At 38.2% G+C, this 23439-nt stretch carries 25 protein-coding genes; 19 read left to right on the top strand and 6 right to left on the bottom strand.

Annotation, left to right across the window (positions count from 1 at the left end):
• Positions 1–2 precede the first annotated feature (2 nt).
• Positions 3–710, bottom strand: coding sequence for a YwaF family protein (locus tag ABC255_RS20760; RefSeq protein WP_412996515.1), 708 nt, complete (start codon positions 708–710; stop codon positions 3–5).
• A gap of 161 nt (positions 711–871) precedes the next feature.
• Here ABC255_RS20760 and mutS point away from each other — a divergent pair, with 161 nt between their 5' ends.
• From mutS to ABC255_RS20745, 3 genes are all read left to right on the top strand, one after another.
• Positions 872–3466 carry a DNA mismatch repair protein MutS gene (gene mutS / locus ABC255_RS20755; protein WP_412996513.1) on the top strand — a complete coding sequence of 865 codons (2595 nt, stop codon included), beginning with the start codon at positions 872–874 and terminating at the stop codon, positions 3464–3466.
• 12 nt (positions 3467–3478) lie between these two features.
• Positions 3479–5365 (top strand): DNA mismatch repair endonuclease MutL, encoded by a 1887-nt coding sequence (gene mutL / locus ABC255_RS20750; RefSeq protein ID WP_412996512.1) that lies wholly within the window; start codon positions 3479–3481, stop codon positions 5363–5365.
• 129 nt (positions 5366–5494) lie between these two features.
• Positions 5495–5947, top strand: a complete 453-nt coding sequence (locus tag ABC255_RS20745; protein WP_412996510.1) for a hypothetical protein — start codon at positions 5495–5497, stop codon at positions 5945–5947.
• A gap of 249 nt (positions 5948–6196) precedes the next feature.
• Here ABC255_RS20745 and ABC255_RS20740 read toward each other — a convergent pair whose 3' ends face one another.
• Positions 6197–6484: a hypothetical protein gene (locus ABC255_RS20740; protein ID WP_412996508.1), complete on the bottom strand. Its 288-nt coding sequence runs from the start codon at positions 6482–6484 to the stop codon at positions 6197–6199.
• Between the two features lie 257 nt (positions 6485–6741).
• Here ABC255_RS20740 and ABC255_RS20735 point away from each other — a divergent pair, with 257 nt between their 5' ends.
• Together ABC255_RS20735 and ABC255_RS20730 are read left to right on the top strand one after the other, a co-directional pair.
• Complete coding sequence (locus ABC255_RS20735; protein ID WP_412996506.1) at positions 6742–7290, top strand: YsnF/AvaK domain-containing protein; 549 nt, start codon at positions 6742–6744, stop codon at positions 7288–7290.
• A gap of 70 nt (positions 7291–7360) precedes the next feature.
• A complete protein-coding gene (locus ABC255_RS20730) occupies positions 7361–7768 on the top strand; it encodes a YsnF/AvaK domain-containing protein (protein ID WP_412996504.1) in 408 nt (135 codons plus the stop codon).
• Positions 7769–7884: 116 nt separating this feature from the next.
• Here ABC255_RS20730 and mreBH read toward each other — a convergent pair whose 3' ends face one another.
• Complete coding sequence (gene mreBH / locus ABC255_RS20725; protein ID WP_412996502.1) at positions 7885–8892, bottom strand: rod-share determining protein MreBH; 1008 nt, start codon at positions 8890–8892, stop codon at positions 7885–7887.
• Positions 8893–9208: 316 nt separating this feature from the next.
• Here mreBH and miaA point away from each other — a divergent pair, with 316 nt between their 5' ends.
• From miaA to spoVK, 3 genes are all read left to right on the top strand, one after another.
• Entirely contained in the window at positions 9209–10165 is a 957-nt protein-coding gene (gene miaA / locus ABC255_RS20720) for a tRNA (adenosine(37)-N6)-dimethylallyltransferase MiaA (RefSeq protein ID WP_412996500.1), read from the top strand.
• A 26-nt stretch (positions 10166–10191) separates the two neighbouring features.
• A complete protein-coding gene (gene hfq / locus ABC255_RS20715) occupies positions 10192–10422 on the top strand; it encodes an RNA chaperone Hfq (protein WP_034672853.1) in 231 nt (76 codons plus the stop codon).
• 121 nt (positions 10423–10543) lie between these two features.
• Complete coding sequence (spoVK, locus tag ABC255_RS20710; protein ID WP_412996498.1) at positions 10544–11494, top strand: stage V sporulation protein K; 951 nt, start codon at positions 10544–10546, stop codon at positions 11492–11494.
• 36 nt (positions 11495–11530) lie between these two features.
• Here spoVK and ABC255_RS20705 read toward each other — a convergent pair whose 3' ends face one another.
• Complete coding sequence (locus ABC255_RS20705; RefSeq protein ID WP_335528045.1) at positions 11531–12136, bottom strand: trimeric intracellular cation channel family protein; 606 nt, start codon at positions 12134–12136, stop codon at positions 11531–11533.
• A gap of 182 nt (positions 12137–12318) precedes the next feature.
• Here ABC255_RS20705 and hflX point away from each other — a divergent pair, with 182 nt between their 5' ends.
• The 4 genes from hflX to glnA all read left to right on the top strand — a co-directional run bounded on the left by hflX (position 12319) and on the right by glnA (position 16766).
• Positions 12319–13587 (top strand): GTPase HflX, encoded by a 1269-nt coding sequence (gene hflX / locus ABC255_RS20700; protein WP_412996496.1) that lies wholly within the window; start codon positions 12319–12321, stop codon positions 13585–13587.
• A 4-nt stretch (positions 13588–13591) separates the two neighbouring features.
• Positions 13592–14863 (top strand): methionine gamma-lyase family protein, encoded by a 1272-nt coding sequence (locus ABC255_RS20695; protein WP_412996494.1) that lies wholly within the window; start codon positions 13592–13594, stop codon positions 14861–14863.
• A gap of 144 nt (positions 14864–15007) precedes the next feature.
• A complete protein-coding gene (locus ABC255_RS20690) occupies positions 15008–15409 on the top strand; it encodes a MerR family transcriptional regulator (RefSeq protein WP_335528039.1) in 402 nt (133 codons plus the stop codon).
• 22 nt (positions 15410–15431) lie between these two features.
• Complete coding sequence (glnA, locus tag ABC255_RS20685) at positions 15432–16766, top strand: type I glutamate--ammonia ligase (RefSeq protein ID WP_412996492.1); 1335 nt, start codon at positions 15432–15434, stop codon at positions 16764–16766.
• Between the two features lie 50 nt (positions 16767–16816).
• Here the strand turns inward: glnA and ABC255_RS20680 are convergent, their stop codons facing one another.
• Positions 16817–17110 (bottom strand): DUF4257 domain-containing protein, encoded by a 294-nt coding sequence (locus ABC255_RS20680; protein ID WP_412996490.1) that lies wholly within the window; start codon positions 17108–17110, stop codon positions 16817–16819.
• Between the two features lie 159 nt (positions 17111–17269).
• Positions 17270–17893, bottom strand: a complete 624-nt coding sequence (gene lexA, locus ABC255_RS20675) for a transcriptional repressor LexA (protein ID WP_412996488.1) — start codon at positions 17891–17893, stop codon at positions 17270–17272.
• A 170-nt stretch (positions 17894–18063) separates the two neighbouring features.
• Here lexA and yneA point away from each other — a divergent pair, with 170 nt between their 5' ends.
• The 7 genes from yneA (at position 18064) to ABC255_RS20640 (ending at position 23337) form a co-directional block, all read left to right on the top strand.
• The gene (gene yneA / locus ABC255_RS20670) at positions 18064–18375 is read left to right on the top strand and encodes a cell division suppressor protein YneA (protein WP_412996487.1); all 312 of its coding nucleotides are present in this window, start codon (positions 18064–18066) and stop codon (positions 18373–18375) included.
• Between the two features lie 9 nt (positions 18376–18384).
• Positions 18385–19041 carry a YneB family resolvase-like protein gene (locus ABC255_RS20665; protein ID WP_412998603.1) on the top strand — a complete coding sequence of 219 codons (657 nt, stop codon included), beginning with the start codon at positions 18385–18387 and terminating at the stop codon, positions 19039–19041.
• A 281-nt stretch (positions 19042–19322) separates the two neighbouring features.
• Positions 19323–19553, top strand: a complete 231-nt coding sequence (locus ABC255_RS20660; protein WP_335528029.1) for a DUF896 domain-containing protein — start codon at positions 19323–19325, stop codon at positions 19551–19553.
• Positions 19554–19735: 182 nt separating this feature from the next.
• Positions 19736–21742: a transketolase gene (tkt, locus tag ABC255_RS20655; protein ID WP_412996485.1), complete on the top strand. Its 2007-nt coding sequence runs from the start codon at positions 19736–19738 to the stop codon at positions 21740–21742.
• A 234-nt stretch (positions 21743–21976) separates the two neighbouring features.
• On the top strand, positions 21977–22417 hold the full coding sequence (gene sirA / locus ABC255_RS20650) for a sporulation inhibitor of replication protein SirA (RefSeq protein ID WP_412996483.1): 441 nt from the start codon (positions 21977–21979) through the stop codon (positions 22415–22417).
• Positions 22418–22492: 75 nt separating this feature from the next.
• On the top strand, positions 22493–22714 hold the full coding sequence (locus ABC255_RS20645) for a YneF family protein (protein WP_412996481.1): 222 nt from the start codon (positions 22493–22495) through the stop codon (positions 22712–22714).
• 152 nt (positions 22715–22866) lie between these two features.
• A complete protein-coding gene (locus ABC255_RS20640; RefSeq protein ID WP_412996479.1) occupies positions 22867–23337 on the top strand; it encodes a hypothetical protein in 471 nt (156 codons plus the stop codon).
• The last annotated feature ends 102 nt before the right edge of the window (positions 23338–23439 follow it).

Here is a 23439-nt window from a genome sequence, read left to right as displayed (position 1 = left end):
AACTAACCAAGTCTTTTTTTTCGGAAAATTAACCAAACGATGAGACTAAGGGAAATTAATAGAAACTCCATAGATAAGATGTACCAAGGATACGGACCTAAAAGATCCAATAGACTGGGACTTTTTGGTTTATGGCTCAAAAACATATAGTTACCTTCCACTGCTTTATTGATGAGCATAATAATAGGCATTAAAACATTCAAAAAGACGAACAATTTTACAACCGACCAAATGGTTGGTCGATAACCTACAACCCAAGTGAAATAAAAGACAACCCAAATGTCCATTAAATGGGTATAGAAAAAATGAAAAAAGCGAAAATGAGGAAAGTCAAAATTTAATAATGGTGTAAAAATTGCTTGAGAAGCTCCCAATAAGGCTGTAAATAACAATATATCATAAATGATTTTTTTCCTCGTTAACAATAACAGCACGGATAAATCCAGGCTGATACTGCACAATTCTAATGGAATGGCATGACTGACATCCCACGTGCCGTTGACCGTCATCCAAATATGGTACGTTACTTCTATTAATAGTAGAGATAACCCTGCCGCTACCTCTGCCTTTCTCCAGTTTTTTCCCCTAAGAGTATCTCGATTGATATAAATTAAAACAGAACCAAGAAAAAGTAGGGCTATAATCACAAAATGGCTGATTGAAAACATTTCAAAATCAAATTCCTTATAACTGCCTCCAAACCATCCCATGAGGATCACCCTTTTCGATTTAGTACTATAAATTATATGCAAGTCACTAGTAACCACGAACATTATCGTTAAAAGAAATTTCTACCTAATCTAAGTTTACCTGATATATGATATAATAGTTTGTCGAAGATACTCGAAATAATTAATATGTGGGGGTCATTATGGCTGGTTATACGCCGATGATACAGCAATACTTAACCGTTAAGGCAGATTATCAAGATGCCTTTTTATTTTTTCGCTTAGGCGATTTTTATGAAATGTTCTTTGATGATGCGATTCGCGCATCGCAAGAATTAGAGATTACCTTAACAAGCCGCGAAGGTGGCAGTGAGGACCGAATTCCGATGTGCGGAGTTCCCTATCATTCTGCCCCTAACTATATTGAGCAACTTATTTCAAAAGGCTACAAAGTGGCTATATGTGAGCAAATGGAAGACGCAAAATTAACAAAGGGCATGGTTAGACGGGAAGTTGTTCAGCTCATTACACCTGGTACGGTAATGGAAGGAAAGTCTTTATCGGATAAAGAAAATAACTACATTGCCTCGATTTCTTATTTTGATGATCAAACCTATGGTTTTGCTTATACTGACCTTTCAACAGGTGAAAGCAAAGTAACTCAGCTGTCAGCTAATTTTGATGATGTATTAAATGAACTTGCTGTTTTAAGTACAAAAGAAGTGGTAGTGGCAAGTGATTTTGACGCTGAATTGCAACGGAAAATGCGCGAACGTGATGTCCTAGCCATTTCATTCGAAGATGATAGTTCAATAGAGATGAATTTTTCTAATCTCTTGGATAATCTCAATCAAGATAAGCTAAAACAAAGTGCTGCAAGATTATTTCACTATTTGTACCGCTCTCAAAAGCGAAGTCTTGACCACCTGCAGCCCGTGACTACTTATCAAATTCACCAATATATGAAAATAGATTACTATTCGAAACGAAATCTTGAATTGACCGAAACGATTCGCTCAAAAGGGAAGAAAGGCTCCTTACTGTGGCTGTTAGATGAAACGATGACAGCAATGGGCGGCCGAATGCTGAAAACGTGGATCGATCGTCCATTACTTTCCCGTGAAGACATTGAGCACCGTCAAACGATCGTAGAAGTATTGATGAACAAGTATTTCGAACGCCAGGAACTTCGTGAAAAGTTAACCGAAGTTTATGATTTGGAGCGTCTTGCAGGACGGGTGGCATTTGGGAATGTGAATGCTCGCGATCTCGTTCAATTAAAGCGTTCATTAATGCAGATTCCTTTTTTAAAACAAATTCTTCATGGCATGGAGCATGAAGTTGTAAAACAGATTGCAGATTCACTTGATCCTTGTGAAGAAGTGACAGATTTATTAGAACTGGCAATTGTCGATAATCCTCCTCTCTCACTTAAGGAAGGGAATATCATTCGTGATGAGTACAATGATCAGTTGGATCAATACCGTTATGCCAGCCGAAACGGGAAAACCTGGATTGCTCAGCTTGAACGTGAAGAGCGTGAAAAGACGGGGATAAAATCTCTAAAGGTAGGTTTTAACAGAGTATTTGGTTATTATATTGAAGTTACACGTGCAAACCTTCATCTGTTAACAGAAGGACAGTATGAACGCAAACAAACCTTAACCAATGCAGAACGCTTTATCACCCCGGATTTGAAAGAAAAAGAAGCGTTAATTTTAGAAGCGGAAGAAAAATGCGGGGAGCTTGAATATGAACTGTTTACGGAAATCCGAGAGATTGTCAAAGAACATATTCCACGCCTGCAGGCTGCTGCAAAGGCAGTAAGTGAACTCGATGTGCTCCAATGCTTTGCAGAAGTTAGTGAAAACCGCCGCTATGTAAAACCGCAGTTTTCAACAGAAGGTAAAGTTGTTATAAAAGAAGGTAGACATCCAGTTGTGGAAAAAGTATTGAATGCACAAGAGTATGTAGCGAACGATTGCTTTATGGACACTGATCGGGAAGTCCTTCTCATCACGGGCCCAAATATGAGTGGTAAAAGTACGTACATGCGTCAAATTGCCTTAACGGCCATTTTAGCGCAGATTGGCTGTTATGTACCGGCAGATGAAGCGGAGCTGCCTATTTTTGACCAGGTATTTACGAGAATTGGAGCAGCAGACGATTTGATCTCCGGCCAGAGTACGTTCATGGTCGAAATGCTTGAAGCGAGAAATGCCTTGACCAATGCTACACAAAACAGCTTAATTTTATTTGATGAAATTGGACGAGGAACTTCTACTTATGATGGGATGGCACTAGCACAAGCGATCATTGAATACATCCACAAACATATTGGTGCGAAAACACTGTTTTCAACCCATTACCATGAGTTGACCGCCTTAGATCATCAGTTAGAGAAATTAAAGAACATCCATGTGAGTGCAATTGAACACAATGGAAAGCTTGTCTTTCTTCATAAAATAAAAGAAGGACCGACGGATAAGAGTTATGGAATACACGTTGCTCAACTAGCGGAGCTTCCGAAGGAATTAATCCATCGTGCCAATGAAATTTTATCAGCACTTGAAAAACCAGATGTACCACCAGTTGCTGTTAAAAATGCAGTTAAGAAACCTGAGGAGCAGCCAGCACAGCTGTCATTCTTTGATGAACCGAAAGAGCCGAAGAAACAAGAGCTTTCTTCAAAAGAAAAGAAAGTTCTTGATAATATGAAAGAAATTGATTTACTAGATATAACACCGCTACAGGCGATTAATTTATTGTACGAGCTTCAGAAAAAGTTAAAAAGCTAGGGGGTGACACGTATGGGTAAGATTATCCAGCTAGATGATGCACTATCCAATAAGATTGCAGCAGGTGAAGTAGTCGAGCGTCCTGCTTCAGTTGTCAAAGAATTAGTAGAGAATGCCATTGACGCTGGCAGTACGGTCATTGAAATTGAAGTAGAAGAGGCGGGACTGGCGAAAATCCGCATTACGGACAATGGGAATGGCATTGAAGAAGAAGACGTATTACTTGCCTTCCAACGTCATGCAACTAGTAAAATCAAGAATGAAAATGACTTATTCCGTATCAGGACGCTGGGGTTCCGTGGAGAAGCCTTGCCGAGTATCGCTTCTGTTTCACGGCTTGAAATGAAAACCTCAACCGGTGATGGTGCAGGAAATCGAGTGGTGATTGAAGGTGGCAAGGTTGAAGTCTATGAGAAAGCTTCGAGCAGACGCGGAACGGATATTACCATCACCGATTTGTTTTTTAACACACCAGCACGATTGAAATATATGAAGACCATTCATACGGAGCTTGGGAATATTACGGATGTGGTGAACCGACTTGCACTTTCCCATCCGGAGGTCGCATTCCGCTTAATTCATAACGATCGAAAGCTGCTGCAAACGAACGGAAATGGTGATGTTCGCCAAGTGCTTACGTCCATTTATGGAATGGCTATCGCCAAACAGCTTGTACCAATCTCAGGGGAATCACTTGATTACAAGTTAAGTGGATATGCGTCGATGCCTGAGGTAACGAGGGCGTCTAGAAACTATATTTCTACGATGATTAATGGCCGTTTTATTAAAAATTATGCCTTAGCAAAAGCGATTCAGGAAGGGTACCATACGTTACTTCCAATAGGGAGATTTCCGATTGTTCTCCTCAATATTGATATGGATCCATTGTTGGTGGATGTCAATGTACACCCATCTAAAATGGAGGTTCGTATCAGTAAAGAAGCAGAACTAAATGAATTGGTTACGGGTATCATTAAAAATGCGTTTAAATCAAAGATATTGATTCCAACAGCGTATACCCAAGAAAAACGCGAGGTTCCTAAATCTGAGCAGACTACTTTAATTCTTGATGAAAGAACCAATCCAACACCAGAGAGAAAAGAAATAAAATGGGAACTGCCTGTAGCTTCAAGCATAATTCAAGAAAAAGGAACAACTCTAGAGGTAAAAGCGGAACCATGGATTCCTAAGCAAGAAGTAGATATGGAAGAAGAGGAAACCTTCGGTAATAATTGGGAACACGCCTCTTCAGAATTGGATTCGATCGAACCAGAGCAAGAGATGGAACCGATTATCGAAGTCGACCAACCTGAAAGTCGAATCCCAAGATTATATCCGATTGGGCAAATGCACGGAACGTATATCTTTGCTCAAAATGAAAATGGTTTATATATTATCGACCAGCATGCGGCGCAGGAACGTCTCAAGTACGAGTATTTCCGTGAGAAGGTGGGGCAAGTTCATGCCGAGCTCCAGGAATTGCTTGTTCCAATTACGCTGGATTATTCTACAGATGAATATCTAAAAATAAATGAAAACCGTATGGAATTGGAGAAAGTCGGGGTTTTCCTTGAGGAATTTGGTTTGAACAGCTATATCGTGCGTTCCCATCCACAATGGTTCCCAAAAGGAGAAGAAAAGCAGCTTATCGAAGAGATGATTGAGCAGCTTCTTTCAATGAAAAAGGTTGATATTAAGAAGCTTCGCGAAGAAGCGGCGATTATGATGAGCTGTAAAGCTTCCATAAAAGCGAATCGTCATTTACGTAATGATGAAATCCAGGCGTTACTCGATGACTTACGAAAAGCTTCAGACCCGTTCACCTGTCCGCATGGCAGGCCGATTATTGTTCATTATTCATCGTATGAGATGGAGAAAATGTTTAAACGGGTGATGTAAATATGGTTGGAGTGTTTTCTTTTTAAAAAGAAAGCACTCTCTTTTTATAAAATATTCAGAATAAGACTTATAATTGTTTGTTGTATAGTGTAAAATTACACTATAAGGGAGATAAAAGGAGGTGGCCGAATGATTGTATTTGGCATCTTAAGTACTTTTTTACCTATTGTTATCATTATTTTTGTAATCGTTTATGCTGTGAAAAACAAAGAAATGGGGGGAGAGGCAGTGATACGTCATCTTTATACGTATTTAGTTTTGTTTGCAACACTTATGATGGTGATCGGCGGGGGGATTTCAATTTTTATGGCCGCGGCCGACCTAGTAAGCCCGCCAGGCTATTATCAAAACTTTGAAGATTTCAAGCAGGTTTACCATGACGGGAAAGTTCCAACAGAAGGAAGTCAAAAGTTATCCGATGATGAGATTCGAGAGAGATATGATCAAATGGTAAAAGATGAAAAGAACCGGGCAAGAGAAAATGCAAAAAACCAACTAATTAAAAGCTTAGGCTTTATCGTCATTCCGCTGCCGATTTTCTTATATTTCAATAATATGAGAAAACGCCAAAGTGAAAGTTAAGCTCAAAAATATAATAAAAATGACGATCAAATGTAAAGAAGTTGATCGTCATTTTTTATCAAGAACGTTCAAATTTAATTACCTTTTCTTCGAGGTTCAACCATATAGAATTGATACAAGTAATTAAAAATTGCGACTATCAAACTTAGAAGGAAAAGTTGCTTGCGGCTCATTCTTACCATTTTATATACGCGTAGTTTTTCTGCTAAGGTGGTTAATGGGTAAGCAAATAAGTAATCGGCAATGATATTAGTCAAAAGATAGACCCAGAATCTTTTTATAGGTTAATTTAAAAATCCAAAAGTTTAGAACGCTAAAAGGTCCAAATACAAATGATACATCTGTTGCTAAATTCGGGAAAATGGGATTTTTAACCTTCCACCATTTAAAGGCACGAGATAACTCACTTATTAAGGTAATAATCAAGTCACTAAAAATAATAGTAGGCAGATACCGATTAAATGAAGATTTACCGAGCTTTATTACAGATAACCATGGCATAATGAGCAACAAATACATTTTCCATTTTTCATTCATTGTAAAACCCCCTGATTTAAATCCATTGTTGCTTAGAAATACGAATGTTTTATTATCTAATTATCAGTATTTTTAGCTGTAATAACCTCTATTATCCATTTCCTTATTACTGCGCCTTAATTTACTTTTGCAATATCCAACTAACATGGTCTTTTTCTATTTCACTGCAGCTGGAAGTTTATACATAAGAATAAAAAACCCTTTTGGGTAGATTATATAAAGGCATTACATTAATCAATTTATGAGGGGGAATTTTTATGGGTAACATTTTTGATTTGTTTGGTGATGACAATTCACAAATTACAAATAATCAAGATAGCCAAAATAATTCAGGAAAGCAAGCAAACAATACTAGCTCGAGTACCCAGGGAAGCAATACTAGCTCAAGTACTCAAGATAATCAAACTAACGGCTCCCTAGAGCTTCATAAGGAAGAGTTAGACATTACAAAAAATAAAGTCGATGCAGGTGAAGTTGTCCTTTCAAAAGAGATTGTAGAAGAACAAAAAACAGTGGAAGTTCCTGTTATGCACGAGGAAGTTGTTATAAAGAGGACGCCATTGAACGAACGTAGCAATGCATCCATAAATTCTGATGAGACCATCCATATTCCTGTCAGCCAGGAACAGGTTCAGGTAAACAAGTACACAGTAACAACTGAGGAAGTCTCTGCTTCCAAACGCCAAGTTGAGGAAACGCAGCAAGTTCAGGAAACTCTCAGACGTGAAGAGGCCAATGTGAATACAACAGGAAGTGTTGATTTTGTTTCCGATACAACAGGTTTTGAAGATATAAATAACAGCTAAAAATAAAAACACCTTTTCATCTTCCATAATGAAAAGGTGTTTTCAATCTTTTCCTTGGAGGAGGATTAAGGTGTCTGAGCAGCCAAGAAATGACCACTATAATGATAAAGTAACACTCAAATTACATAAGGAAGAGTTGCAGATAAGCAAAAAGTGGATAGAGACAGCAAACGTTAAGGTTTATAAGAAAAGTTATACTGAAGAGAAGCAAATTTTGGTTCCTGTTCGCCGTGAGGAGTTAATCATTGAGAAAGAGATAGTAAATTCAGAAGGAGAAACGAATAAAAATATTGAAACGATTTGTATTCCTATAAGGGAAGATCGTATTGAAGTTACTTTACATCCAACGCTCCTTGAGGATGTAGAAATATACAAGAACCAATATGAAGAACTAAAAGACGTTATCGAAACTCTCAAGGAAGAAAAAATTCATATCGAAACTATAGGGGATATAAGGTTAACAGGTAATATTGAATGATTATTAAATGCGACCACTTTATTTTTAGAGGATAAATAAATGAGGTAAATAAACTGGCTCTAAAGTGAACTGAGCCAGTTTAATTTATACATTACCTTGTCATTGCTCTTTATACTTTACTTTACTGCAGCTGGCAATTTATGCATGTATTTAAGGGCTTTTCCTGTTCCGATTGCAACGGATTCTAATGGCTCTGGAGCGAGTTGAACAGGAACGAAGATCTCTTTACTTAGCCATTCTTCCATTCCCTTCATCAATGCCCCACCACCAGTAAGGATTACACCACGATCGACGATGTCGCCGCTTAGTTCAGCTGGGCAGTCTTCAAGTGTAGCCCGAATCGCTTCTAATATATGAGATAACGATTCTTTCAAAGCATTGCGAATTTCATAGGATGATAATGTCACCGTTTTTGGTAACCCTGTTACAAGATCACGGCCGCGTACTTCCATGAAAAGCTCTTCGTGATCAACCAATGCATAGCCGATTTCCATTTTAACATTTTCTGCTGTTCGCTCACCGATCAAAACGTTATATTCTTTTCGGACATGTTGAATGATTTCTTCATCAAGACGGTCTCCGCCAATTTTAATCGAATGGCAGGATACCACACCGCCGAAAGATATAATCGCTACCTCTGTATTACCACCGCCAATATCGACAACCACATTGGCTACCGGCTCATCCACAGGCATACCCGCACCAATCGCAGCTGCTACTGGTTCTTCAATTAACTGGATTTTTTTTGCGCCGGCATTTCTAACAGCGTCATGAATCGCTCTTCTTTCGACACTTGTTGAGCCAGAAGGTGTACAAATCACAACATTTGGCTTACGAATGGCAAAGCCAACGGATTTAGAAGCTTTACGCATGATATGCTTCAGCAGCTCTGTGGTAAGGTCATAATCGGCAATGACGCCTTCTTTTAATGGGCGGATCGCAATAATTTTCTCTGGCGTTTTTCCAATCATTTCTTTTGCTTCTGTACCAAAAGCAACAACTTTTTTCGTTTCTGTATCAATCGCAACCACCGAGGGTTCATTTACAGCGATTCCTTTATTTTTACTATAAACTAATATATTAGCTGTTCCTAAATCGATTCCAATTTCAAAGTTTGATAACATTCCAATTCACCTAATTTCCTATTTTTCGACAACTTGTCGTTCTGACTAGCCATCTTTCTACAAAATAAGCTACGATTAAGACTACCATGAAGTTGGGGGTAAAACTCAGTTTGTAAATGAATCGTTATAGGAATGTAAAGATGTAAAAGAAATATATTTATTGAGACGAAAATGGAATAAATAAAATCCACTGTAACAATATGCATAGAAAGGATAATTTTTGATTATACTAATTTGATGTTCAACTGCTTTTAAAGTTTGTGTTAGGATGTAAGTGTGACATTACGGAAATTATGAAAAGGGCAGTGTGAAAATTTTGGATTCAAAACAGAAATTATTAGTCATTATTGGTCCGACAGCAGTTGGTAAAACAAAGTTAAGCATTGAACTGGCTAAACGGTATAATGGCGAGATTATCAGCGGCGATTCCATGCAGATTTACCGCGGTATGGATATCGGAACTGCGAAAATAAAACATGAGGAAATGGAAGGAATCCCTCACCATTTGATTGATATTAAAGAGTCGGATGAGAGTTTTTCTGTTGCCGAATTCCAGCAGCTTGTTCGAAGAAAAATATCAGAAATCACCTCAAAAGGTAAGCTTCCTATCATCGTTGGCGGAACTGGACTCTATATTCAAGCCGTCATCTATGATTATCAGTTTTCTGAGGCTCCTGCGGATGAAGAGTTTCGCCTGCAGCTTGAAGAGAGGGCAAAGGAAATTGGTAATGTTGCTCTCCATCAGGAGTTAACGAAGGTAGATCCTGAGAGTGCAAGCCAAATTCATCCGAATAATGTCAGAAGGGTGATTAGGGCACTTGAAATTTTTCATTGTACTGGTAAGATTATGAGTGACTATCAAAATAATCAGCAGCCTGATCTTCTTTATGAAACTGCACTAATCGGTTTAACTATGGAAAGAGAGAAGCTATATGAACGGATTAATATGCGTGTCGAAATGATGATATCTGAAGGTCTGCTTGATGAAGTCAGCAACTTACACAAGCAGGGGCTCAGAGATTGTCAATCCATTCAGGCTATAGGCTATAAGGAAATCTATGATTATTTGGATGGGAAGGTTAGTTTAGATCTTGCTGTTGAAAATTTAAAACAAAATTCTAGACGATATGCAAAAAGACAGCTAACCTGGTTTCGCAACAAAATGGAAGTAAAATGGTTTGACATGACAGATGTCGTAATTTTGTCAAAAAAAATAACCGAAATTACACAATACGTTGAAGGAAAGCTACAAGTAAAATCGAATACATATTAGTAGAGATAAAAGAGGAGGATATACAAATGAAAACCACCATTAACATTCAGGACCAATTTTTAAACCAGTGCCGTAAGGATAATACCCATGTAACGGTATTCTTATTAAACGGATTCCAATTACGAGGCCAAATTAAAGGCTTTGATAATTTTACTGTACTTTTTGAATCGGAAGGTAAGCAGCAACTGGTTTACAAGCATGCCATTTCAACCTTTGCGCCGCAAAGAAATGTTCAGCTTGACTTGGATGCACAATAATTAATATTTCTATCCGAGCCCATTAATTTAATGGGCTTTTTTTATTTTTATAATGATTTCCATCAAGACTGAATACACATAAATGAAGGAGTGTTGCTCTGCAGAATGAGAGGTGAAGGCTTTGGATCAACCGATTCGCATGAAAAGCAATGGACAAATAACAGTATCCCTCAACTCGCAAAAAAGAAAGTCCTTGACGAAAGAGCTGCCTGTTCCTCAAGTTGTTCCAAAGGTTATTCCCCCGGAACACTCGGCGTTAAAGGAAATTGAAGACGAGCTCGGGGCATTAGTGGGTATGGAAGAAATGAAACGAATGATAAAGGAAATTTACGCTTGGATTTTTGTAAATAAGAAACGTGAAGAACTGGGACTGAAGGCTAGAAAACAAGCTCTTCATATGATGTTTAAAGGAAATCCGGGAACAGGCAAAACAACGGTTGCGCGATTGATTGGTAAGCTCTTTTTAAAAATGAATGTTTTGTCTAAGGGACATTTAATTGAGGCAGAACGTGCAGACCTCGTGGGGGAATATATTGGACATACCGCACAGAAAACAAGAGATTTAGTGAAAAAAGCGCAGGGGGGAATCCTGTTCATTGATGAGGCCTATTCATTAGGACGCGGCGGGGAGAAGGATTTCGGAAAAGAGGCCATTGATACACTTGTGAAGCATATGGAGGATAAACAGCATGAATTTATTCTTATTTTAGCAGGATATTCTAGAGAGATGGATTATTTCTTAACACTAAACCCTGGGCTCCATTCCCGCTTTCCACTTGTCATTGACTTTCCGAATTACACGATTGAGCAATTGATGGAAATTGCCAGTCGCATGCTCGATGAGCGAGAATATTCGTTAAGTCATGAGGCGGAAAAAAAGCTAAAGGACCATTTAATTTGGGTCAAAGCGGTACTCAGTCCAAATAGCTTTTCAAATGGCCGATATGTTCGAAACATTATTGAAAAGTCAATTCGCGCTCAGGCGATGCGGCTGTTACTGCAAAATAGCTTTGATAAGCATGAATTAATGACACTTAGAAGTAATGATTTAATCTTTGAGGAAGATTCATAGGCACAAAAAAAATCGGCGGAAAATGTCCGTCGATTTTTAATGTGCACCTAGTCTTCTAGATGGCAGTTTCCAATCAAATGTATAGGAAAGGACCCTTAAGGCTGTTATCAGTACAAATAAAGTGTATAACTCCCCTGGACTTGAGGCGATTTTTAATCCTATGATGAGACCTGCAAGAATCGCCCATACTGCGTATATTTCCGCTCTTAATACAATTGGCTTCCTTCCTGCAAGTAAATCACGAATAATCCCTCCGCCAATTCCCGTTAAGACTGCGGCAACGATAACAGCACTTATCGGATGATCCATATTGGCTGCGTATATTGCACCTTGAATGGCGAAAGCAGATAAGCCAATGGCATCGAAAAAGTTACCCCATTTCTGCCAATGACGCAGCAGATTATTTGGAAACAGGTACACCGCTGTAATTGATAATAAAGCAATTTGAAAAAATAACCCTTGTTCCCATAGTGCGGAAACGGGGACACCAATTAATAGATTTCGAATGGCTCCGCCACCGAAAGCTGTCACAATGCCTAAAATATATACCCCTAAAATATCATATTCTTCTTCCATTGCTATAATTGCTCCACTCACAGCAAAAGCAATGGTTCCGATGATACTTAACACATCCCATGTCATTTTGTTCGATTTCCCCTCGATGTAAAATTCTTATATTCTTTAAAATTTTCAATAAACAATATGATTTTAACACGAAGGTAAAAATAATCAATATAAATATTAAAAAATCCGCTAGAAATTAGGGTATTGCCCTTATTTTTGGTATGATGAGAAAAGAAAATTTACGAAAATGAGGTGTTGGTATGGAACAAGAAGTTAGCTTGGAAAAAGCAATCTTAGTTGGCTGCCAAACGCAAAGCTTGGACGATAGTCGTTTCGCATACTCAATGGAGGAGCTTGCTTCCTTAACAGAAACCGCTAAAGGTGAAGTTCTAATGACTGTTTCTCAGAAACGAGAGCGTATACACCCTGCGTTATATATAGGTAAAGGGAAAGTGGAAGAACTAAAAGCACTTGTCGATGAAGTAGAGGCTGACTTGGTCATTTTTAACGATGAATTATCACCAAGCCAAAAGCGAAATCTTGCTTCTGAATTAAATGCCCGAATTATTGATCGGACGCAGCTTATATTAGATATATTTGCGCAAAGGGCACGATCAAAAGAAGGTAAACTGCAGGTGGAGTTAGCTCAGCTTCAATACCTATTGCCGCGTCTTGCCGGGCAGGGGACAGCTTTATCTAGACTAGGTGCGGGTATTGGAACAAGGGGACCAGGAGAAACCAAGCTGGAATCCGACCGCCGTCATATCCGCCGGAGAATCGATGATATTAAGAGTCAGCTCTCCGTTATTGTGCAGCACCGAGATCGTTACCGTGAAAGAAGAAAGAAAAACAAAACGTTCCAAATCGCGATTGTTGGCTATACGAATGCAGGTAAATCCACACTTTTTAACCGACTTTCTGAAGCCGATTCGTATGAAGAAAATCAATTATTTGCCACCTTGGATCCAATGACACGTAAGCTGGTTTTACCGAGTGGATATCAGACCTTAATTACAGATACCGTTGGTTTCATTCAAGATCTGCCAACAGCGTTGATTGCTGCTTTTCGTTCGACGCTTGAAGAGGTGAAGGAAGCAGACCTACTTTTGCATGTAGTGGATATGGCTAATGCGGATTATTTCCAGCATGAAAAAACAGTCAATAAGCTGCTTGAAGACTTAGAAGTGAAAGACATTCCACAAATTACTGTCTATAATAAGAGGGATATTAAACATCCTGACTTTGTACCAACAACGAACACGCCTCTAATTTTCATAAGTGCCTATGATAAAGAGGACCGAAATGAACTAAAAAGAAAGATTGAAAAAGTCACGATTGAAATGATGGATCAATATCAAGTTAGTGTACCTTCAACCGAAGGGAAACTGCTTGCGCAATTAAAAAATGAGACGATTGTTAGAGAACTTGTCTTTGATGAAGATAAAGAACTTTATCAATGTCGCGGGTTTGCGCTTCCTGATCACCAAATTTCCGGACAATTAGAGAAATATAAAACTAGAATGGAGTAACAGCATGTTTCAACAGTTAAAAAATGGGGAAAAGCTTCAACGTATCGTAGGTAGTGTAGAACAACAAATTGCAGGAATACATAAAGCAATCGATGAAAGAATTGAATCCAATCAATTTCGAGTTTTGAGAAGTTACCAAAAGCATCGTGTTAGTGATTCACACTTTATCCCTACTACAGGTTACGGGTATGATGATATCGGAAGAGATACATTGGAACTTATTTATGCAGATGTTTTTGGTGCTGAGGCGGGCCTAGTCCGTCCCCAGATTATCTCAGGAACACATGCAATTTCAATTTCACTATTTGGGATTCTGCGTCCAGGAGATGAACTTCTTTATATTACTGGTAAGCCGTACGATACCCTTGAAGAAATTGTTGGCATCCGTGGAAATGGTGTCGGTTCCTTAAAGGAGTTTGGGATTTCTTATGATAGTGTTTCACTAACTGAAGAGGGAGCCATCGATTGGGATGTAGTTGCATCTAAAATCAAAGGTAATACGAAAATGATTGGAATCCAGCGTTCAAAGGGATATGCAACCCGCCCGTCCTTTACGGTCGCGGAAATCAACGAAATGATTTCCTTTGTAAAAGAGATCAAGGAAGATGTAGTGGTATTTGTAGATAACTGTTACGGGGAATTCGTTGAAGAACTAGAGCCCTGTCATGTTGGTGCTGATTTAATGGCGGGCTCATTGATAAAGAACCCGGGTGGAGGAATTGCGAAAACAGGCGGTTATATTGTGGGTAAAAAACAATATGTTGAAGCCTGTTCGTATCGAATGACCTCACCTGGCATCGGTGCTGAAGCTGGAGCATCGCTCTACAGCCTGCAGGAGATGTATCAAGGTTTCTTTTTAGCACCGCATGTTGTCGGGCAGGCATTAAAAGGAGCAGTATTTACTGCCGCACTATTAGAGAAATTAGGTATGAATTCATCACCTAAATGGGATGCAAATCGAACGGACTTAATTCAAGCTGTTCAATTTGATGATAAAGATAAAATGATTGCCTTTTGCCAGGCGATACAATTTGCTTCACCCATCAATTCTCATGTTACTGCTTACCCAGCATATATGCCGGGTTACGAGGATGATGTGATTATGGCAGCTGGAACATTTATTCAAGGGGCGAGTATAGAACTGACTGCTGATGGTCCTATTAGACCGCCGTATGTCGCTTATGTACAAGGTGGATTAACGTATTCGCATGTTAAGATGGCCGTTTGTATCGCTGTCGATTCTTTAATTGAAAAAAATTTGATTGAATTAAACTAAGAAGAAATACAAAGGATAACGAAAGAAGTTGTCCTTTGTTTTTTATGAAAAAACAATGTTAGAAAATCTAACATATGATTGACATCTTTTCTAACACGAAATATAATAGCATTATAAATCAGCAGAAGGAGAGGAGAAATTTAAGTGAGTGGAAAAGAAATACGCCGCTCAATGCCACTATTCCCAATTGGAACGGTTATGCAGCTAACAGAATTAACTGCTAGGCAAATCCGTTACTATGAAGAGCACGAATTGATTTCTCCAGCTAGAACAGATGGGAATAGAAGACTCTTTAGCTTAGTTGATATTGATAGACTATTAGAAATTAAGGATCTCATTGATCAAGGAATTAATATGGCTGGTGTTAAACAGCTGTTATTGGTCAAAGAGCAACAGTCAAATGTTATCCAGCAGCAGGCTGAAAAAGCCAAGCAGGAATTAACAGACGATCAGTTAAGAAATCTACTACGTCAAGAGTTACAGCAAGCTGGTAGATTTAATCGTTCGTCACTAAGGCAAGGGGATATGTCACGATTTTTCCATTAATTAAATTTTGGAGGTAATAATGATGGCAAAGTTTACTAGAGAAGATATTAAGCGGTTGGCAGCAGAGGAAAATGTTAAATTTATTCGTTTACAATTCACTGACATTCTAGGAACAATTAAAAACGTTGAGATTCCTGTTAGTCAGTTAGAAAAAGCTCTTGATAATAAAATGATGTTTGACGGTTCTTCTATCGAAGGTTTCGTACGAATTGAAGAATCTGATATGTATCTATATCCAGATTTAAATACATGGGTAGTGTTCCCGTGGACAGCTGAAAAAGGGAAAGTTGCTCGTTTAATCTGTGATATCTACACTGCAGAAGGAAACCCATTTGATGGAGATCCTCGTAACAACTTAAGAAGAGTATTAAAGGAAATGGAAGAGTTAGGTTTCACTAATTTTAACTTGGGACCTGAACCAGAATTCTTCTTATTTAAATTAGACCAAAAAGGTGAGCCAACACTAGAATTGAACGACCAAGGCGGCTACTTCGATTTCGCTCCAACAGATTTAGGAGAAAACTGCCGACGTGATATCGTACTAGAACTAGAAGAAATGGGCTTTGAAATTGAAGCTTCTCACCACGAAGTAGCACCAGGACAACACGAAATCGATTTTAAATATGCGGATGCGTTAACAGCTTGTGACCAAATCCAAACATTTAAATTAGTAGTAAAAACAATTGCTCGTAAACATGGTTTACATGCAACGTTCATGCCAAAGCCATTATACGGAGTAAATGGATCCGGAATGCACATGAATCTTTCATTATTTAAAGATGGCGTTAATTCATTCTACGAGCCAACTGGTGATTTAGAAATGAGTGATACTGCTCGTCAATTCATCGCTGGTATCTTAAAGCACGCACCAAGCTTTACAGCGGTAACAAACCCAACTGTTAACTCTTATAAGCGTCTAGTACCAGGTTACGAAGCACCTTGTTATGTTGCTTGGTCTGCTAGAAACCGTTCGCCGTTAATTCGTATCCCGGCTTCTCGCGGCTTAAGCACTCGTGTAGAAGTAAGAAGCGTTGACCCGGCTGCTAACCCATACCTGGCGATGGCTGTTCTATTAAAAGCTGGTTTGGACGGAATTAAGAACAAATTAACTCCTCCAGCTCCAGTTGACCGTAACATCTATGTTATGAGCAAAGAAGAAAGAATCGAAGAAGGAATCATTGATCTTCCAGCAACTTTAGCTCAAGCATTAGATCAATTAAAGACTGATGAAGTAATCGTAGCTGGATTAGGAGAGCACATCTTCGAACACTTTATCGAAGCAAAAGAAATCGAGTGGGATATGTTCAGAACCGTCGTTCACCCTTGGGAACGCGAACAATACATGAGCATGTACTAAAATTAAGTAACCCAGTATTGACTGAAGTCTTTACTGGGTTATTTTTGCGTTCATGATTCTTTTTTTTCTTTATTTTCATTTAGTTCCTTAAATCTAGTGAGTATGATATCACCACTAATCCCGGCAAGGGCCGATAAAAAAATGGTTTCTACCATGGAATTTGGAGTTGTGTACATCAGGATGAGGAGAGCTGCTACAGCACCAAGAAGCATTTCTTCTAAAAAACCTAAATAAATGAACCTTTTTGTTTTCCGAGGCATAATAATCTTTCCGTGCTTTCTGACATGCCCAACAATCCCAACTATAGCACCAATAACCATTGAGAAAATAATGTCATTCAACACTTTTTCCACTCTCCTTAAGCCTAGTTTTTGACCTAAGGTTAAATCATGGTGTAATACTATTATACAAATAGTGGAAACTAGTTAGAATGAGTAAATATACACATTTTTGTATAATGTCCAGATAAAAAGAGCAGATCTGCTAAATCTGCTCTTTTGGCTCTAATGAATATGTCGATAAACCCCAATTACTTTTCCAAGGATTGAAACGTTTCTTAAGATAATAGGATCCATGGTTGAGTTCTCAGGCTGCAAGCGAATGTAATCTTTTTCTTTAAAAAATCTTTTACAGGTCGCTTCATCTTCCTCTGTCATCGCAACGACGATATCTCCATTGTTCGCAGTTGGCTGCTGTCTTACGATTACGTAATCTCCATCGAGAATTCCTGCTTCTATCATACTCTCACCCATGATTTCTAGCATAAATACTTGCTCATCTGCAGGTGCTAGACTCTCGGGGAGTGGAAAAAACTCTTCAACGTTTTCGATAGCGGTAATAGGAAGGCCTGCAGTTACTTTACCCACAATCGGTACATTGACAACATTATTTCTTGGGATATTAACAGTTTCATCCACATCTAGTATTTCGATCGCTCTCGGTTTAGTAGGATCTCGTCTAATGAGTCCTTTGCTTTCCAATCGTGCTAAATGACCGTGGACGGTAGAACTAGAAGCAAGTCCTACTGCTTCACCAATCTCCCGAACGGATGGCGGATAACCCTTTTTCTTTACTTCCCCTTTAATAAATTCAAGGATATCCTGCTGGCGCTTAGATATTTTTGTCATTATAGATACACCTCGCCCTATGTAATATTTACCTTTATTATAGCATGTTCGTATATTTTATACAAACATAAGTTCGAATTGTTATTGACAACAAACAAATGTTCGGATTATAATAAAAACATAAAAATCGAACATATATTCTGGATAGGGGTTATAGTATGAAAAAAATTATGGACAAATACTCTTATGCTATTTTATTAATTATTTTGAGCTGCGTAGTAGCTTTTATTTTATCATTACGTTTTAACGCGGATGTAGAAGAAACGTTTTTAACGATCACTGTGTCGGAAGGGGATTCTCTTTGGAAAATCTCTAATCAATATTCCAACCAACATTCTTACTCGAATGATGAATTTGTCAGTTGGGTTAAGCACCATAACAAAATCGATGGAGATAAAATTTATCCTGGGGAAGAAATCATAATTCCTGTAAACTATGAAGTTGGGACTGTGACTGAATATGCTAGTGCTGCTGGGGAATAAAGTCATATGGTGAATGCAATTATTTACTGCCGTGTAAGTACAAACAAAGAAACCCAGGAAACATCTTTAAAGCGTCAGGAAGAGGAGCTCACACAGCTTGCTAGTCAATATCATTTTCATGTGGCCACCATTATTAGGGAACAGGCAAGTGGTTATGAACTAGAAAGAGACGGAATTCTGGAGTTATTAGATCTTTTGAAAGGTAAAGATATACAAGCCGTGTTAATTCAGGATGAAACAAGACTCGGAAGAGGGAATGCAAAGATCGCCCTCTTGCATTGTATCTTAAAAGAAGATGTGAAACTTTATAGTATTTCTCATAATGGTGAATTGCAGTTATCTGAAAGTGATTCAATGGTATTGAAAATCGTTGGTATGGTTGAAGAATATCAGCGTAAGTTACATAATATTAAAATTAAACGTGGAATGAAACGAGCCGTAGCTAACGGATATAAGCCTGAGAAAAATCTAAAAAATATCGAATCAAGTTCTGGGCGGGAGAAAATAGAAGTACCAGTAGAAGAAATAGTCAGACTTAGACAAAATAAATTAACTTTTTCAGAGATAGCTGCTACTTTAAGGGGATTTGGGTATAATATTTCAAAAGCAACCGTCCACAGACGCTATCAGGAATTTCAAGAATCTATTGAATCAGAAGAAGAGTAGACCATTTGCCTTGTCAGATGGTCTACTTTTTAGTAAAATCAGTTTTTAAGTGCGGCTGTGGTAACAATAATTGTGCTTTTAATCACTCAGTTGATTGGAGCGGAAGGCACGAAGACTCCTGCGGGAGGAGGCTCCCCGGACCGCCCGCGGAAAGCGAAGTGCCTCGGGACAGGCAGAAACCGCCTGTCTCTGCGGTGATTATTCCAAGAAGCATTCCTTAGTGGAGCGGAAATCAACGGCCTTGGATACCACGGCCTAAGTTAATGAAAGGAGGGTCCAAAATGCTCTCAAAAGAAAAAATGGCAAGAATTAATGAACTTGCGAGAAAAGCTAAAGCAACGGGATTAACAGAAGCAGAAGCGAAGGAACAAACAAAATTAAGAAGCGAGTATCTGACCACTTTCCGCAGTTCTATGCTGGATACATTAACAAATACAAAAATCATGGATCCTGAGGGAAATGACGTAACGCCGGAAAAAATAAAACAAAGAAAAAAATATAATCTTCATTAAATCCTAAAGGAAAACATTTAGTTTTCCTTTTTTACATATTGCGCGACAACCTGTGTCAAAATATAATATAGTGAAATAATTTGTTTAGTAGTCAAATTAATTGTTGAATTATTGTGTTTAGAGCTATAATATAAAGGTTGTTATTATTTTTTTATCCTAGAGAATCAGGAGTGATGGAAATAATGTTTGATACTATTGATGCTTTATCAGTAACTTCTATACGTACCCTTTCAATTGATATGATTGAAAAAGCAAATTCAGGACATCCTGGAATGCCAATGGGTGCGGCACCAATGACTTACACTTTATGGACTCGTTTCATGAATCACAACCCAAAAAATCCAGAATGGTTTAACCGTGATCGTTTTGTATTATCAGCAGGACATGGATCTGCTTTGTTATACAGCATGCTTCATTTATCTGGTTATAATCTAGCAATCGATGACTTGAAGCAATTCCGTCAATGGGGAAGTAAAACTCCAGGACATCCTGAGTACCGTCATACTGAAGGAGTAGAAGCGACTACTGGTCCACTTGGACAAGGTATTGCTATGGCTGTCGGTATGGCAATGGCTGAGCGCCATACAGCAAGCGTCTACAATAAGGACAACTATGAACTTGTAAACCATTTTACATATAGTGTTTGTGGTGATGGAGATCTAATGGAAGGTGTATCTGCAGAAGCTGCTTCGCTTGCTGGACACTTAAAATTAGGTCGTTTAGTGGTATTATACGATTCAAATGATATTTCACTTGATGGCGATTTAAATAAATCCTTCTCAGAAAGTGTTAAGGAACGTTTCTCATCATACGGTTGGCAATACCTTCGTGTGGAAGATGGAAATAATCTAGAAGAAATCGCTAAGGCACTTGAAGAAGCTCGTAACGATCTTGACCGTCCGACAATGATTGAAGTTAGAACAGTTATCGGATATGGCTCACCTAATCGTGCAGGAACTTCTGGCGTTCATGGTTCTCCACTTGGATCAGATGAGTTAAAGCTTACAAAAGAAGCTTATAAATGGACTTTTGAAGAAGATTTCCATGTTCCACAGGAAGTATATGATAATTTCCAAAACCTTATCGTTGAAAACGGTAAAAAGAAAGAAAAAGAATGGAATGACCTTTTTGCACAATACAAAAAGGAATATCCTGAATTAGCAGATCAATTAGAAAAAGTTCTTAAAAATGAATTACCTGAAGGCTGGGATAAAGATATTCCTGTTTACAGCGAAGGTAAAGCTCTAGCTAGCCGTGCGTCATCTGGTGAAGCACTAAACGGTATCGCGAAAAACTTACCAATCTTTATCGGCGGATCTGCTGACCTTGCTGGTTCAAATAAAACGATGATCAAAGGTACAGGAGATTATGCGCCAGGCAACTACGATGCCAGAAATATTTGGTTCGGTGTTCGTGAATTTGCAATGGGTGCTGCAATGAACGGAATCGCTCTACATGGCGGAGTGAAGATTTTTGGCGGAACATTCTTTGTATTCTCTGACTACCTGCGTCCAGCTATCCGCTTAGCTGCGATAATGGGCTTACCTGTAACATACGTATTCACTCATGACAGTATTGCTGTTGGTGAAGATGGACCTACTCATGAGCCTGTAGAACAGCTTGCAGCACTACGTGCAATGCCAGGTCTTTCTATTATTCGTCCAGCTGATGGTAATGAGACAGCAGCGGCATGGAAGTTAGCAGTTGAATCAACAAACAAACCTACTGCTTTAGTGTTAACACGTCAAGATCTACCAACACTAAAAGGAACAGATCAAAACGCATACGAAGGCGTTTCAAAAGGTGCATATGTGGTAGCTCCTTCTGAAAGAGAGACTCCAGATGCTTTATTACTAGCAACTGGTTCTGAAGTAAGTTTAGCAGTTGAAGCTCAGGCTGCTTTAGCTGGTGAAGGTATTCATGTTTCTGTTGTAAGCATGCCATCATGGGATCGCTTTGAACAGCAATCACAAGAATACAAAAACTCCGTTCTTCCTAAGAACGTGAAAAAGCGTCTTGGAATTGAAGTTGGATCTTCATTCGGCTGGCACAAATACACAGGTGATGAAGGTGACGTCCTTGCAATCGATACATTTGGGGCTTCTGCACCTGGAGAAAAAATTATGGAAGAATACGGCTTCAGCGTTAGCAATGTAGTTGCACGCGTGAAAGCACTTCTTCAAAAATAAAATGATAAGATCAAAGGGAACGGCAATAAGCTGTTCTCTTTTTTTGGGTTTATGAGGAGATTTTGAATTTTGAATAGCTGTATAAAATTCCAATTATTAGTATGATATAATAAAAATTGTAAGAATTTTTTGATTTCGACAATAATAGTGATATTTTTTGCCGGTAAAAGACAAATGTTTTGACAGCGCTTATTTATAATTGATAGAAAGGTTATCAACGAAGGAGAGATCGTGGTGAGACATTATCAGCTTTATTTAATAGAAGATGAATTTGCCGCCCATTACTTCGGAAGAGAGCGTATGTTTTTTAAGCTTTTTCAGGAACATGACAGAGCAGAAGGTGAATTGAAATTTATCACGAATAAACAAATAACGTATATAACAAAATCGATAGAAGTTTTAAAAATCCATAATTTAATTCAGAAACAACTTGGAAAAAAGAGAGGGTTTCGAGCTGAACATGGTACATACTCAATTGAGTTAAGTGGAAAACTAAGTACAGCGAAATTAAGGGTCTACCAGGACTTAATTACTATCGAGGCAACGGGCAGCTATGAAGCAGAAACGATTTTCTTTGAAGTGCTGAGAAAATGTGAATCTTCCTTTATGGCATTAGACCTTGATCATCAGAGATTTGGATGGTTAAAGCCTATTAAAGAGAGAAAATATGTCTAATTCTTAAAGAGAATATTGTATATTCCCGTTTTATTTAGTACACTGTATGGTAGACAACATGAAGGAGGAAGTTTAATGGGTACAGGTCTATGGATTCTAGTTGTTATACTAGCATTAGTAGCTGGTGTAGCTCTAGGATTTTTCATTGCTCGCAGATACATGATGAGCTATTTAAAGAAAAATCCACCAATCAATGAGCAAATGCTGAAAATGATGATGATGCAAATGGGTATGAAGCCTTCTCAAAAGAAGATCAACCAAATGATGTCAGCTATGAACAAACAACAAGGCAAATAATAGATGAAACCAAAACCATTTTATCTTTGGATAAAGTGGTTTTTTCATTTATTTAGAATATTATTATTTCAATAAAATATATTGAAATGTTGGATAAATAGGTACATAATAGTTACGCTAAGAACAACTACATATAAAAAGGAGCATTTTTTATGAAAAAAGTTATATCACTTATTCTAATTTTACTTCTAGCTTTAACTGCGTGCGGGACGCAAGAAAAAGAAGAGACAGCTACTCCTGAAAAAAATAAAACAGAAGAAGGTACAAATGCTGCTAAAGAAGAAAAGGCAAATACAAGAGAGTTAACAGCTGAAGACGAGCAGTTCAGCAAATTAATAGTAGAAAAAAACTATGATGAAGTAGTCAAACAAACAGTTTCTTTAAAGACTGAATCGCAAAAAGACTTCTATTACATTGTCTCAGCATTTATTAAAAACAATGAAAATCAAACAACGACATATGATCCGGCTGATTTGACTGCAATGAAAACTGATTACCAGGTAATCATTAATTATATAAACAGAGTGAAGTTTGTACCTGATGAAATCAAAGCTGAAGTTGAAGGATTAAAAACATCTGCAGAAGAAAAAGTAGCAGAAGCGGATAAACAATTAACAGAATAATCATGTACTAGCACTCATTACGATGAGTGCTTTTTTCATAAATGGAAATAAGTGTCTAAATCTTTATTATTTTACTAATATTTGATAAAATATACCTTCGGG

It is taken from the genome of Neobacillus canaveralius, from assembly GCF_047237705.1.
Classification (GTDB): domain Bacteria; phylum Bacillota; class Bacilli; order Bacillales; family Cytobacillaceae; genus Neobacillus; species Neobacillus niacini_K.
This window is presented reverse-complemented; position numbering and strand designations above follow the sequence as displayed.

Bases quoted from the DNA above. Each gene is read 5' to 3' on its own strand.
- ABC255_RS20760 (WP_412996515.1), bottom strand. From the start codon at position 710: ATGGGATGGTTTGGAGGCAGTTATAAGGAATTTGATTTTGAAATGTTT.
- mutS (WP_412996513.1), top strand. From the start codon at position 872: ATGGCTGGTTATACGCCGATGATACAGCAATACTTAACCGTTAAGGCA.
- mutL (WP_412996512.1), top strand. From the start codon at position 3,479: ATGGGTAAGATTATCCAGCTAGATGATGCACTATCCAATAAGATTGCA.
- ABC255_RS20745 (WP_412996510.1), top strand. From the start codon at position 5,495: ATGATTGTATTTGGCATCTTAAGTACTTTTTTACCTATTGTTATCATT.
- ABC255_RS20740 (WP_412996508.1), bottom strand. From the start codon at position 6,484: ATGAATGAAAAATGGAAAATGTATTTGTTGCTCATTATGCCATGGTTA.
- ABC255_RS20735 (WP_412996506.1), top strand. From the start codon at position 6,742: ATGGGTAACATTTTTGATTTGTTTGGTGATGACAATTCACAAATTACA.
- mreBH (WP_412996502.1), bottom strand. From the start codon at position 8,892: ATGTTATCAAACTTTGAAATTGGAATCGATTTAGGAACAGCTAATATA.
- hfq (WP_034672853.1), top strand. From the start codon at position 10,192: ATGAAAACCACCATTAACATTCAGGACCAATTTTTAAACCAGTGCCGT.
- ABC255_RS20705 (WP_335528045.1), bottom strand. From the start codon at position 12,136: ATGACATGGGATGTGTTAAGTATCATCGGAACCATTGCTTTTGCTGTG.
- hflX (WP_412996496.1), top strand. From the start codon at position 12,319: ATGGAACAAGAAGTTAGCTTGGAAAAAGCAATCTTAGTTGGCTGCCAA.
- ABC255_RS20695 (WP_412996494.1), top strand. From the start codon at position 13,592: ATGTTTCAACAGTTAAAAAATGGGGAAAAGCTTCAACGTATCGTAGGT.
- glnA (WP_412996492.1), top strand. From the start codon at position 15,432: ATGGCAAAGTTTACTAGAGAAGATATTAAGCGGTTGGCAGCAGAGGAA.
- lexA (WP_412996488.1), bottom strand. From the start codon at position 17,893: ATGACAAAAATATCTAAGCGCCAGCAGGATATCCTTGAATTTATTAAA.
- yneA (WP_412996487.1), top strand. From the start codon at position 18,064: ATGGACAAATACTCTTATGCTATTTTATTAATTATTTTGAGCTGCGTA.
- ABC255_RS20660 (WP_335528029.1), top strand. From the start codon at position 19,323: ATGCTCTCAAAAGAAAAAATGGCAAGAATTAATGAACTTGCGAGAAAA.
- tkt (WP_412996485.1), top strand. From the start codon at position 19,736: ATGTTTGATACTATTGATGCTTTATCAGTAACTTCTATACGTACCCTT.
- ABC255_RS20645 (WP_412996481.1), top strand. From the start codon at position 22,493: ATGGGTACAGGTCTATGGATTCTAGTTGTTATACTAGCATTAGTAGCT.
- ABC255_RS20640 (WP_412996479.1), top strand. From the start codon at position 22,867: ATGAAAAAAGTTATATCACTTATTCTAATTTTACTTCTAGCTTTAACT.